Here is a 13,137-nt window from a genome sequence, read left to right on the forward strand (position 1 = left end):
TGGGCTTTAGAGTGAAAATTATTCTTAGTAAAGAGAAAGGTTTGCATGAAAAGAATACGAAAGGTTAGAAAAGCAAACTTTAGCCTATTTTATACACTAAAGTTTGCGGAGCAGTTTTACATATTTAATACTATATTTGTTAGATAAATTGGCTTAGTTACCACCAAGTTTATTGGATAGGTTAACTTAATTACATCCAGTCTGCCGAGCGAATAACGCCAACAGCCAACCCTTCAATATTAAACTCTTGATCAGACAAATCGACTTTTATAGGAGAGAAGTCATCATTTTCAGCATGTAAGTAAACGATGTTACCTTCTCGTTTATAACGTTTAACCGTAACATTTTCTTCGACACGAGCAACAATTACTTGGCCATTCTGTACATCGGTCGTTTGATGAACCGCTAACAAGTCACCATCAAGTATGCCGATATTTTTCATGCTTTCGCCATTAACTCTCAATAAGTAATCAGCAGCTGGGTGGAACAAATTACCATCAACTTTGTAATGATCTTCAACATGCTCTGCAGCTAAAATAGGTTCACCTGCAGCCACTCTGCCGATTAAAGGTAAACCGGCTTCTTCCATTAACTTCTCAGTCAAACGAATGCCGCGAGAAGTACCTGGCAACATTTCTATATAGCCTTTTTTAGCCAAAGCTTTTAAATGTTCCTCTGCTGCATTTGCTGATTTAAAGCCAAAAAACTTGGCTATTTCAGCACGCGTTGGTGGCATGCCCGTATCGCTTATTTTGTCTTTGATCAGATCAAAAACTTGTTGTTGTCGGTTCGTTAGAGGGCGTAATTCGCTGATTTCATTTAGCATAGGGAGCCTGTAAATTTACACAGTTGTTACTGTGAGTATATACAGGTCGTTAGTAAAGGCAAGTTTTCTAGTCGAATTATTTTTGAAAACTCCCTGATTTTAAATAATGGATAACTTGTTCGATAACTTTTTCGTTTTTCATCATAAATGGATGGGTCGTTTCCATTTCAATGTGATCATTCATACCATCAAGTTTGGTACTAGCAACCGAAACTTTACCATCATCTTTATCAGGAATAAGTGTTGATAATATCCAATTAATACTTTGATTACCGGCAATAACACCCAAATCAAAATTAGCATTGCCAAGGTTACTAGGGACACTGAATTCGCCGGTACCTAATTGCATACCCGCATCACCATTGATGAAACTAAAACCAGGTGTATTTTTTAGTTTATCAACAACTTCACTGCCTTTGTTTGGTGGACCTAGCATCACGACTTTATGTAAATTAGGTATTTTATGCATACTTAAATATTGGCGAACTAATATACCGCCCATTGAATGGGTAACAAAGTTAACTTGGCGATTTTCACAAATTAATAGCGCTTTAGAAATCACTTTTTCAGCCAACTCTTCTATCGAATAATCTCTAGAAGGGTAGTTGATATTTATCACAAAATATCCTTCTGCTAACAATCGTTTTTCAATAGCTTTCATGGAGTTAGCCGAACGTGCAAGCCCATGCAGTAAAATTACACATTCACCATTAGCTAAAGAATCTGCTGGCTCTTCAAAAGAAGCTTGAATTTTATAGCCACGTTCAACCGAAGTATCTAAGCTTTCTTGTTCAATCATATTTTTTAAACGAGTTTCTGCATCAGTAATTTTTTTACTAAATTGTTCTTTAAGTAGCGCTAGGTCTGACTTAAGTGCTGCAATTTTTTCATTCATAGCTGCGCTCCATCATTTTTTTTTAGAATTCATTATTGATACTGTAGTCATGTTAAACAGCAGCTAAGCAATATATTTTTAGCTGCCACAAATATAAAATATAAAACAGTTTTCTCCAACAAAATTTGAAACCATTACCCTTGTAATGTCATTTTTTTCGATAAACTTCTCGCGTGGACCTTTAAATAGCCATAGAAAGCTATACGATATTAACATTTTATATTAGTTATCTGTTAGACATTGATAATCTTCAATCGATCTAACTTTACCAGTAACTACATACATTCAAGCAAAAAAATTTTAAGGACGTTTTACTTGTCTCGATTATAAATTTACAATTCAACATACCCCCCACGTAAAATGAGTTAAGTACCATTGAATGTTATTGGTTTAGGTTGCTCAAACTTTAGCGTCGCCGTTTATATTGGCAATAAACCGAGTATGCTTGAATATCAGCAATTATCTTGTCTATCGCCGCTAACCTTGGGCGAAATAGAGATGGTTAATCAAGCTTGTGGCAATGGTTGGCGGAAAGTTTTCAATGTTTATGCGAAGCTGCTTTACGCACTCGATAAAGAAAAATTCGCTTACTCAACACTTGCGCCAACTTGGCAAAAATATCGAGAGCGATTTTTGCTGCAGCAAGGCTCTCAAACGGCTTTATTATTTTCTCCGCCTCAGTTATCAACCACTAAGCAAACTCTGCATATTATTTGTGGAAAAACCTACGCCAAAAATTTGTTAGCGACAAATCAACTAAACGCTAATTTCACTTGGCTAGATGAGCAATTTGCTATTGATAAAGCTAAAAATTTAATTGTGTGTCCCTATTTTGATTATCGGCAATTGTCGAATGCTAATATTGAAAAATTAGCCTTTTTACTCAACGATATAAATAGCCAGTGAAAGCTTTTCATTCATTTATATAGTGTTAAATTAATGTATACTATATTTATTAAAGGAGAAAATAATTAGCCTCATGATTAGGCAACATACTAAACGTCACTTTAATATTGGATCACATCATTGCTATATTTTAATAAAAAAACACTTTTATTTATTACAATAATTTTAACCTTATTACCCTATGCAACGATCACCAGCACGCTTGATATTTCCTCTGCTTTTTTGCTATCACTTCCTACTATATTATTACAGGCTACCGCAGTATTCTTTGTTGTTCATAGCTATTTACAGACCAGATCACGTTCATTAAAATTGTTCTGGCAGTTTTTCTCTCTCGCTATTATCATTGATCTTATTTCGGGTGTTATCTTCGCAGGTAACTACATAAACACCCCCCCGATCCTGCAAGATTTTTTCTCTTTGTTCAGTTACTTTTTTATCTTACTGGCCATAGAAACCAACCCGCATCTCAGCGAAACGCCACTCAATAAATACATTGCGGGTCGAGTGCCAGCACTATTTTTTACAGTCACCTGTTTTTGTTATTTCGTACTGCTGCCAGAAGAGTTTTCAAAAGCGTTAGATCACAGGTTATTACCGTCATTATTATTTCATATCACTATTTCTGGCCTCATTTTTATTAGACTAATCAGCTGTGTTATTTTTTGTCGTGAAAAGTTTTGGCGCGCTATTTATTGGCCATTAGCCATTGCCTCATTAGCTTTGTTAGTTGATAACACTAATAGTTATTTTCTTCTTCAAGAGCAAGCCCTTTATAAAGACAATTATACGAACAGCTTAATAGCGTTAATCCCATACTGTGGTCTTATTTTTGCCGCAAGTGCATCATTAAACATTCAAAGACCGACCAAACCTATTTCAAAAGATACCTTTCCCGAATTTTACATTTTATTGCTGGTGAGTATTATTTTTAGCATTCATATCGTTGGTTTAGAAGTTGGGGCACACTACATTACAAATTCTTTCTGGCAGTCTTTTGTTATTGGTATTTGGGGCGTTATTGCTTTTATTTTAGTCATTCTGATTGCTTACAATAAAAGAAAAAACACGCTCGAATTCAAGGAAAACGCTTTCACTCAGCAACAAGAACAAAAAGAGTTAATACAGACCAACCATAAATTACTCAGCTCAATTCTTAATAGTGAAGACAAAGCCATTGTCCGAGCATCTAATAATGCTATTTTGACGACATCAACGGGCGGGGAAATATTATCGTCAAACCCTGCCGCAGTTCAATTGTTCCAAAGTTTAGAACATGAATTGAAAGGCACGAATGTCAGCGCACTTTTTTCTGCAGAAGACACTATGCATTACTTTTTTGGCTTCAAAAGTAATGTATACGCCTTACAACGTAAAGATATCGGTATTTCAGTAGAGTGTGCTGCTCGACGTGCCGATGGTACTGAATTCCCAGTTCAGGTTGAATTGCAGTGGGCAGATCGCGAAGAACAACCCCTTATTGTTATTACCTTTATTAATTTAACTTCACGAAAGTTAGCTGAAAAGCAGATGTTAGATTTAAAAGATAAGTTTATTGCGAACATTTCCCATGAGTTTAGGACGCCATTGACAATTATTAATGGCATTTTAGACCAATATCTACTCAAAGCTCACAGTAAAGAAGAAGGGTTGGAACTTACTACCGCTAAGCGTAATGGTTTGCGTTTAGTTCGTATGGTTGAACAACTATTAGAACTCTCTCGCCTTACTGACAACCCTAAGCTTTCATTGTCTACTTATCGATTAAGTCAGTTAATGGCTATGCCAATTGATTCATTTTCACGCTTAGCTAAACAAAATGATTTAAGTTTTGATGCTGAAATATCTGATGATCTGTGGCTAGAATGTGATGCTCAGGGTTTTGAAAAAATCATCTTCAACTTACTTGCTAATGCGATTAAATATACACCTGCTGGCGGTAGCATCAAGGTCAGTGCTTATGTTGATCAAGATAATGTTATTTTAGAGATTACAGATACCGGCATAGGTATTAATCAAGCATCACAAAGTAAAATATTTGAACGCTTTCAAAGAGCTGATGATGAAAAAAATCATGCTGTTTTTGGTGTAGGTATTGGTTTATCTTTAGTTAATGAATTGGTAAAAGCGCATAACTGGCGTATCAATTTAGTCAGTGAATACAATAAAGGCAGTAAGTTTTCTCTATCAATCCCTTTAGCTACCGCTGTCGAAATAGAAACTCAAGTGCCAATGAGTGTATCTCAAAGCGAAGTATCATCATTGCTGTTAGAACAAAATAATAATAAAACTAAAACAAAAAATCATTTACATAATGTCGTGTTAGTTATTGAAGATAATCTCGATATGCAAAATCACATAAAACGTGTGGTTGAACAGCAACATCATTGTTTATTAGCAATGAGCGGCGAACAAGGACTGCTCATCGCCGAGGAATATATACCAGACCTTATCGTATGCGATATAATGCTAACGGGCATTGATGGCTTCGAAGTACTTAAACAATTAAAAGAGAATGAACTTACTTCTCATATTCCCGTTATTTTGCTTACCGCCCGTTCAGACTTAGATAGTCGACTTCACGGCCTAAATTTACAAGCAGATGAGTATTTAAGTAAACCTTTCAATCAACAGGAATTATTAATACGTATTGAAAATTTGATTGAAAATCGTAAATTACTCCAGCAGAACTATTTACATAAATTTCGTGACCATCAAAAAGAACAACAAAAAGAAAGTAGCGTAAAAAAAGTGTCGCAGTTAACTCCAAGCGAAAGTGCTATCTTATCCGTTGATGAAAAGTTTATAGAAAAGTTAGAAACCATTGTTGCTAAGATGTACTTGGAAACTGATTTAGGTATTCAAGATCTAGCCAGTAATATGGCGATGAGTGAACGCCAACTGCAGCGAAAAATGAAAGTAACACTGGGCACAACACCTAATAACTTCATTAAAGAGTTCCGTCTAGCAAAAGCACAGATATTGCTACAAAATGGTTCTAAAATTGGCAGAATAGCCTTAGATGTTGGTTTTTCTTCACAAACATATTTTGGTCGATGCTTTAAAGAGTCGTTTAACTGCACCCCAAAACAATATCAACAACAATTCATTAAAAGCTAACCACAAAGCTACTCAGGCTAACCTTGCTTAACTTGGATGTTCTGCTTGAGTGTCGCTAGATCAGCGCCTTGAATCACCGCTAAGTAGCTAAAGGGTTGTATCTTAGGTTCACATAAGCCAAGCCAAGCAATCGCTGGCTCTTCGCTTGTTAATGTTAAGCCAAGTTCAATCATCACACTGACTTGATCCCACGATATTTCCATAGGTTGCTCTCTATTAAACGGATAAAAAGAGTAAGCAATATTCATCGAAATTTTATCGTCGAATTGTTTTTCAAACTTACTTGCTAACCGCGCTGCTAACTCACCAGCATTGTTATCTTTTTCATAACCAATAACAGCAAAGGTATCATCGGACCAACGAACAACTAGGTCATCGGTATTTCTGCTAAACAGTAATAAATCAGTAATGTTAATCAGCTGGCTATTACTGACATTAATTAGCTCATTGACCTGAACCATTAAAACGTAAAGACGGGGTAAAGTGCTCCGCTGTACCGGTAGAATATTCTGATGAATTTGATTCATCAGCTGGCTAGTTTGCTCAATATAAATATCAAGATAGCGGCGACTTCGTACCCCAGTTACTTTATCTACCGTTGCCGACTTTTCAAGTAGAATATTGGCATGTTCAAGTTCGCTATTTTGCGATTGTAACTTTTGCGTTTTCTCTTTGACCTGCTCTTTAAGGTAAGATTTTTGTAGTTGTTCAAACAATAGTTTTCGATTCAAAAAGCGTGAATATACTAATAACGTTAAAGCTACTGCCATGGCATACAATAAATAAGCCCACCAAGTATTCCAAGGTGCTGGTTTAACCGTAATAGCTAATGAATAACCCGGTTCACTCCAAACATTGTCGTTATTTCCAGCAATAATTTGCAGTGTATAACTACCTGCAGGTAAATTTGTATAAGTGGCTCGTCGTGATTTACCTGCAGCTATCCACTCCTCATCAAAGCCTAGCAAGCGATACTTATAAAGAGTTGACTCCGGATTGGCATAGTTTAAACCAACATATTCAAAGGAAATCAGCTGATCACTGTAATCAAATTCCAATTGGCTTAAGTTAGATAATTTACTGCCAAGAGGCATAGGTTCATTCAGCTTTAATATACTCGTTAATCGTACTTCTGGAACGGACAAGCTGGTATTAATTTTTTCTGGATTAATAGTGCTCATGCCTTTGCCTGCACCAAAATATAAGGTGTTACCTTTTGAGCGAAATACTGAAGAATGAGTGTATTCTAAATCAACTAAGCCATGAGTCAGATTAAAGTGTTTAAAATTTTTATCACTGATTGAAAACCGAGAAATACCTTTACTGGTACTAAACCAAATATCTTCATTAGCATCTTGGGTGATGCCATATACGGTCAAACTTTTCATGCCATCTTTAGTATTAAGATGGGAAAATGAAAAGTTATTACTGTAACGATCTTCTTGGCTTAATATACTTAAGCCAGCATTTTGAGTGCCAAACCATAGGTTCTTGTCATGATCTAATAGCATTATCCAGGTAAAGTCATCCGAAATACTATTAGGGGTATTTTCATCATGTCTAAAATGAGTAAACGTCCCAAGGGCCGGATCAAAACGATTTAACCCTGCACCAAATGTGGCCAACCATACGATTCCTTGTTCATCAGCCAGCAATTGTAATATGCTATTAGTGCTAGGACCATTTTTAGTGTTTAATTCATTTTTAATAAAACGAGTAAAAGTACCGTTTTCATTATATAAATTTAGTCCTTGTTGAAAAGTAGATATCCAAAGGTTGCCATTAATATCTTTAATAATATCGGTAATACTATTAGCTGAAATAGAATGTTCATCTTTAGCATCATGGATATATCCAGTCACTTTATTGGTTGTTAAATTGATTGAATATAAGCCTGAGCCTCTCGTTCCCACCCATAAAGTGTTGCCATCGGCAAATAGATTCATAATTCTATATTCTGAAAAAGAAGCATTAAAATCGACGGTGGTAATGGAATTATCAGCTTCTGACAACTGATAGATACCACCACCATAGGTACTAAAAAAAAATTTTCCTTGTTCAAATTGCGCAAAACTAGTGATATTGTTATTTTTTAAAATAGGATTTGTTTGCGTACTATATTGTCGAAAGGTTGCCATATTCGGATCCCAACGATTCACACCTGAAAAAGTCCCTACCCACATCATCTTATGGTTGTCTTCAAAAAAAGTAATAACAAAATCATTACTTATACTGTAAGGGTTATTTGGGGAGTTGTTATAGCGACTGAAGTCTTTGGTTTCATTATTATAAATAGATAAGCCACTATCGGTGCCAATCCAAATATTTTGTTCTGAATCCTGATAAATATTACTAATTGCATTACTGCTAATTGTTGACTGAACATTCACATTATCTTGATAGTGAATAAACTGCTCTGTACTTGGTGTATATTTTAATAAACCACTATCAACTGTGCCTATCCAAATATCACCATTAATAGCTAGATATAAACTACTGACAAATTTATTAACATAAGTCGCACTTTTTTGATCGCCATACTTAATCGATTTAATAAAATTTCCCTGTAGATCAAATATCGAAACCCCACCGCCATTAGTACCAATCCAAATTTCTTGGTTACGAGTTTCAATTATTGAAAGTACAGTATTATGGGTCAGGCTATTTGGGTTACCTGATTCTTGAAATATATGCTGAGTTGACCATTTTTCTTCATCTGTACTGAGAACATTCACACCATTTTCGGTAGCTATCCAAATTTTACCTTCACTGTCTTCAAATAAAGCATTTACGGTATCATTGGTCAGTGTGGCATTTTTTGTTTTTCTAGTAAAATGGATAAAATCTTGGCTTTCTGGTCTATATAAATTTAAGCCTCCACCAAAAGTACCGACCCAAAGCCTTTGCTGTTTATCAAAAAGAATACTACTGATCACACTAGAGCTTAGTGAGTTAGGCTGGGTACTATCATGTTGAAAATTTAGTGTTTGATGCCCATCAAAACGGTCTAAGCCTTCCGATGAGCCGAACCACATAAAACCATCTTCATCTTGAGCCATGGTTCTAACAAAGCTATAAGACATTGGGTTATCAATCCCAAAGTTTTTAAATTGCTTAACATCTTGTGCAAATATATTGCAACTAAGGATAATTGATAAGAAAAAGGGGAGTATATTTTTCACAAGATAGCTCTTACTAAGATGAGGGTATATAGAATCTTCTATTATGAAATAAAAAAATAAAAAGCCACTTTAATAACAGTGGCTTAGAGTGAGTTACACTATTGTGGTGCTACCCAATTATTAACATCAATTCCGGTTGTACTATCAGCAACACTCATTCTCCAAATCACCGAGTCAGATTCGACATTCATTCTCCAAATGACACTGTCCGTTTCGATGTTCATTCGCCAGATAACACTATCTGTTGAGGCAGTGTTTCTCCAATCGATAGCATTTTCGATGAAATTCATTCGCCAAATGACACTATCACCATCAACGTTGCTTTCATCCAATTTCCACACATATTCATCGCCTAAACCTTCAACATAAAAATTACCATCATCATTAATATTGGCAGGTCCAAAATAGTGTTCATTACCAGCAATGTCTTGTGCAATATCTAATGCTTGATTCGCACATGCTGAAGCGTTACTAGCTAATGCATCCGCCACATTAACCACGCCTGAACCTTGTTGAAATACGCTATAAGCAAGTTCACCGTTATTATCGAATGCGGTATGAGCACTGTCCATTAGTCTACACTTAACTTCGTCAGGAGTTAACGTTGGATCTTGGGTCAACATCAATGCCACTACACCAGAAACAACGCCAGCAGCTTGCGATGTACCTGACATTTCAAAATATCGTCCGCCGTCGTGAAATTCTGGATGTTCCTGAACGATTTGAGTATCAAAAGCCATTAATCCTGATAAATGGCCGCCTGGTGCGACAATTTCTGGTTTAACAAATCCTTCGACTGTCGGGCCGGCCGAACTAAAACTAGCGACTATGTCATCACTTAAATAAGAAGGCGTATAGTTATCAGTCATCGCACCAACGGTAATTATATAAGGTACATTGCCTGGAACGCCGATTGTCATAGGGCCAGGACCACTGTTACCAGCAGAAGCAACGACAACAATACCAGCTTGCCATGCTTTCATTACTGCTTGGTTAAGTGGGTCTTCCCAATAGTATGAACGAGCTGGCCCACTGAACGACATGTTCAATACTTTTAAATTGATTTGATCTTTAACTTGTAGCGCCCAATCTATGCCACGAATAACGTCTGCATAGGTCGCCTTGCCTTCGGCATCAAAGGCTTTAATCCCAACTAATGCAGCATTCGGCGCAACACCATACACTTTACCGTAAGCGTCGTAATCTGCATTGCCAGCAATACTGGCGACATGTGTACCGTGGCCACTTTCTTCATTACTATAATTACTGATATTGTTATTAACCGCATCATAAGTTCCCCAGAACTTATCCCGACCATATAAATCAGTAGATAAACCTGAAGATGTTCCTTCTAATTGATCAAGGCCTGTATCTAAAAAACCAATAGTTACACCATCGCCAAAATTGTAGGCCGAATGAGCAGCAGAGGCTTCAATTAAGTCATTAACGACAGACTTTGGCTGCCATTTGCGCTTGCCCCAAGCATTACCACCAGACATTTCTACATTATGATTTTGCGTAACTTGAATATCTAACTGTGCATGTAACTGAGCCAACTGTTCAATATTAAGAGAAACGGCAACAGCATTGATAATAGCTAATTTATGCGTTGGTTGAACGTTTAGCGTTGCTAATTCTGTTTGCAATAATTGATAGTTATTTGAAGAAATAATGTACGATTGCTTTTGTGCATCTACATTTTTATTAAGTGTTGTATGGATCAGCCAAACAGTTACGCTGATAAGACCTAAAAGTGAGAGTGGTTTTATAATGTTTTTTACAGAAATATTCAAAATTTTTATCCCCTTTTCCCGTTACATCTTTTAAAAACGTCAGGGTAATTTAACTTAATGTTTGTAATTTAAATTTAAACAATTGTACATTTAAACAATTTTTAATAATTAGTTACAAAATACACATTGATTGTGAACATAAACTAAACCGGACCCAACCTGTAATAACTTATGAGTATATACATATAACTAAAAATTATTACATATTACTAAAATAAAAATATCCAGCTCAAATAATGAACTGGATATCAACTAGTTAATAAGACTACTTCCTTGTACTAATAACGTATAAATCTAGAAATTAACTGTCGTTTCCGTAGAACAATTACTAGTTCCTTGGTCACAGACTTTATATGTAAACGAACCAGAAGTTCTAAAGCTGTCGGTATAAGCACCATCGTTTGCCGTTGTTGTTCTTAAAGAACCATTACGGATAATATCGACACTTGCAGTAGCTGCACCTGACCAAGTTACGTCAACTTTGTTTTTACCTTTAGCCTTGTATCCTGATGCGTCAGCAGTAATATCGCCACCTTCTACTGGAGGAGGAGTAACAACGCCACCACCACAACCATTAGCGGTTAAGTAATCGCTAGCCGCTTTTGCTTTAACGATACCGTGACCAAAGTAGTCATCGTGACCTGTAGCGCCGTTATCTTCCGCTGTTGATTTTAGTGCATCACGAATTTCTGTACCCGTACAACCGTTATGATTAGACCAAACTAGCGCAGCAATACCAGATACTGCTGGTGTTGCCATTGAAGTACCGCTCATGAAACCGTAATCGCTAGCTCCAATGTTAATATCAACTGTATTTGCTGCTAATAACGCTGCTCCATCTTCTTGAGAAGCCCCTACTGCAGGAATGCTAGTTGCGTTAGTGTCTCCCAAAGTACCATATAGCATACCAGGTTCGTTATTATATAGAACCGCACCGATACCGCCTGAAAGTTCACAGTTATTCACTTTATCATGGAAAGAAATAACGCCACGCTCTATAACACAAACCATACCGTTTGCGCCTGAATCAGTAGACTCTGCAGTACCCATGTTGTAAGTATTACCTGAAACTGACTCTGAGTTTTCCATTGCAGAGGAAGCAAAAGCAACGCCATCAGCACTCATTGAAGCGCTAGTTGCCATACCCGCCGGGTAAGTAGATAATGTATCGACACCACCAGCTGTTACTTCAACACAAATAGTTTCGTCTGTGACAGTCGTTGCATTTTTGCCTTTACCTGAAGTAGCTGTACAGCTTGGAAATTGTGAGAAGTCTGCAATAGCGTTGTTATTGTCGTTTGCACCAATCATCATTACTGAAGAGTAACCCGCTGGGAATGAACGAACATTGTTACCATCGTTACCTGCTGCCGCTACAACTAAACCGCCAGCATCTGTAAATGCTTTAAAGGCGTTCTCTTCAGTGCTGTTTGCACCTCCACCACCCAAACTCATGCTGATAATGTTCGCGCCAGCGCCAGAACAAATATTTGCTGCATAAGCTAAATCAGAAGAGTATCCCCAACCTGCTTCGTTAAATACTTTAACAATATGCATATCAACGCCAGGTGCCATACCAACAACACCAAAACCGTTATCTGCAGCACCAATGGTACCGGCTACGTGAGTACCGTGTGGGCCACCGTTTTCATCCCAGTTACCTGTGCCTGAATCATTAGTACCAGTGATATTGTTCCAAATAAAATCTTGGTTAGAGCGATCTAAACCTGAATCGATAACACATACCTTCATACCTGCGCCAGCGTTAAAGTTAACTTGGTCAGCTTGAGATTGAACAACCGCATAAGGAGTAAGTTGAGTTGTAGCAGGGTTGCCTGCAGTATCACTATATACAGAAAGTGGTACACGGCGTTGATCTTCTTCGATCATTTGAATATGTGGGTTATTTAATAAACCTTTAACTTGGCTTAAGTCTTTACCAGCGAATGAAGCAGCGATAAAACCTTTGCCGTCAACTTTTAATTCGCCGCCTAATTTTTTAGCGAGAGCTTTAACAAGGCCTTTTTTACTTTCGTCTACTTTAATAATGTATCGATCATCGGCAGCTTGTGCTGAAAATGCTGCGGTAACGGCTAAAGCAATAATTGATGTCGTAAATTTAGAAGCTTTCATATGTTCTACTCTCTCTTATATATAGGGACGTTGTTTATATTATTTTTATGATCAACGTTATGTTTTATTTTATTGAGCAGTCCTTACTATCTTGATGATGACTTATTTATCTTGGTTAAATCAGTATCGTGCATCTTGCATAATTCGATAATATCAAGTCAGAAAATATTCCCTAGCAAAATAGCGACAGCTTTTCGAAAAAAAACGACAAAATAAAAATAAAATCTATTGTTTCATGTAGATAACTACAAAAACAAAAACCACCTTGTCGCTTTACTATGA

7 protein-coding genes are annotated in these 13,137 nt (G+C 36.7%); 2 read left to right on the plus strand and 5 right to left on the minus strand.

What is annotated here, in order from left to right:
• Positions 1 to 190: 190 nt before the first annotated feature.
• Positions 191 to 826 (minus strand): transcriptional repressor LexA, encoded by a 636-nt coding sequence (lexA, locus tag H4J56_RS00625; RefSeq protein ID WP_182175283.1) that lies wholly within the window; start codon positions 824 to 826, stop codon positions 191 to 193.
• A gap of 76 nt (positions 827 to 902) precedes the next feature.
• Positions 903 to 1,721, minus strand: coding sequence for an alpha/beta fold hydrolase (locus H4J56_RS00630; protein WP_310733553.1), 819 nt, complete (start codon positions 1,719 to 1,721; stop codon positions 903 to 905).
• A gap of 375 nt (positions 1,722 to 2,096) precedes the next feature.
• On the opposite strand from H4J56_RS00630, the gene H4J56_RS00635 reads away from it, so the two are divergent.
• The gene (locus H4J56_RS00635; RefSeq protein ID WP_182214469.1) at positions 2,097 to 2,627 is read left to right on the plus strand and encodes a DUF6942 family protein; all 531 of its coding nucleotides are present in this window, start codon (positions 2,097 to 2,099) and stop codon (positions 2,625 to 2,627) included.
• 120 nt (positions 2,628 to 2,747) lie between these two features.
• Entirely contained in the window at positions 2,748 to 5,747 is a 3,000-nt protein-coding gene (locus H4J56_RS00640; protein WP_259368135.1) for an ATP-binding protein, read from the plus strand.
• Between the two features lie 17 nt (positions 5,748 to 5,764).
• Here H4J56_RS00640 and H4J56_RS00645 read toward each other — a convergent pair whose 3' ends face one another.
• The 3 genes from H4J56_RS00645 to H4J56_RS00655 all read right to left on the minus strand — a co-directional run bounded on the left by H4J56_RS00645 (position 5,765) and on the right by H4J56_RS00655 (position 12,855).
• Positions 5,765 to 8,929 carry a two-component regulator propeller domain-containing protein gene (locus H4J56_RS00645; RefSeq protein ID WP_310733821.1) on the minus strand — a complete coding sequence of 1,055 codons (3,165 nt, stop codon included), beginning with the start codon at positions 8,927 to 8,929 and terminating at the stop codon, positions 5,765 to 5,767.
• 98 nt (positions 8,930 to 9,027) lie between these two features.
• Positions 9,028 to 10,722, minus strand: a complete 1,695-nt coding sequence (locus H4J56_RS00650) for a S8 family peptidase (RefSeq protein ID WP_220465217.1) — start codon at positions 10,720 to 10,722, stop codon at positions 9,028 to 9,030.
• Positions 10,723 to 11,016: 294 nt separating this feature from the next.
• Entirely contained in the window at positions 11,017 to 12,855 is a 1,839-nt protein-coding gene (locus tag H4J56_RS00655) for a S8 family serine peptidase (protein ID WP_182258714.1), read from the minus strand.
• Positions 12,856 to 13,137 lie beyond the last annotated feature (282 nt).

The sequence above is a fragment of the Colwellia sp. BRX8-4 genome (genome assembly GCF_014077345.1).
Lineage (GTDB): Bacteria > Pseudomonadota > Gammaproteobacteria > Enterobacterales > Alteromonadaceae > Colwellia_A.